Consider the following 785-nt stretch of genomic DNA (forward strand, 5'->3'; position numbering starts at 1 on the left):
GGTCAAGTATTCAATGTGTTGACAGGTCTGTATAATTCTCGATTTTACGGGTAAGGATTTATGGCTCTGGTTGACGTGAAATGTCCCTTTTGTGAACGCATTGAGGCTGTTAAAAAACATGGCAACGGTAAGGCTGGACACCAGCGTTACCGTTGCCAGTCATGCTGTCGCACTTTCCAGCTTGATTACGCTTATCGCGCTTGCCGGCCCGGCACAAAAGAGCAAATCATTGAGCTTGCGATGAACAATGCCGGTGTTCGTGATACCGCACGGGCGCTGCATATCAGTATTAATGCCGTTGTGCGCACGCTAAAAAACTCGCGCCGCGGAGCGTAACCACTCTTCCGCTGGATAATCTGCAAATTGAGCTCATCTGTGAAGTTGATGAAATGTGGTCATTTGTGGGTAACAAAAAGCGGCAACGCTGGCTGTGGTATGCGTGGGAGCCACGTCTTAAACGTATTATTGCCCATGCTTTTGGCTCCCGGAGTAAAAAGACGCTGCAAAAATTACTGGGGTTACTGTCAGGCTTCAACGTTGCCTTCTGGTGTACGGATAACTTCAGCGCCTACGACATGTTGCCGGATAAAAAGCACATCACAGGCAAGCTTTACACACAACGTATTGAACGTGAAAACCTGAACCTTCGTAACCGGTTAAAGCGACTAAATCGCAAGACTCTCGGATACTCAAAATCCGCAGAAATGCATGACAAGATTATCGGTACATTCATCGAGCACGAGTATTACCTACAATAACCTGATCTACACATTGAATACATGACC

The 785-nt window shown here is 46.9% G+C and carries 1 protein-coding gene; it reads left to right on the forward strand.

What is annotated here, in order from left to right:
* Nucleotides 1-60 precede the first annotated feature (60 nt).
* Nucleotides 61-758 (forward strand): IS1 family transposase gene (locus U869_RS31350; protein ID WP_115650756.1). Its coding sequence is split into 2 segments (ribosomal slippage): nt 61-310 and nt 310-758, totalling 699 coding nucleotides; the frame shifts between segments, so codons are not numbered across the junction.
* Nucleotides 759-785 lie beyond the last annotated feature (27 nt).

Origin of the sequence: Serratia sp. H1w (assembly GCF_000633355.1) — a bacterium.
Taxonomy (GTDB): domain Bacteria; phylum Pseudomonadota; class Gammaproteobacteria; order Enterobacterales; family Enterobacteriaceae; genus Chania.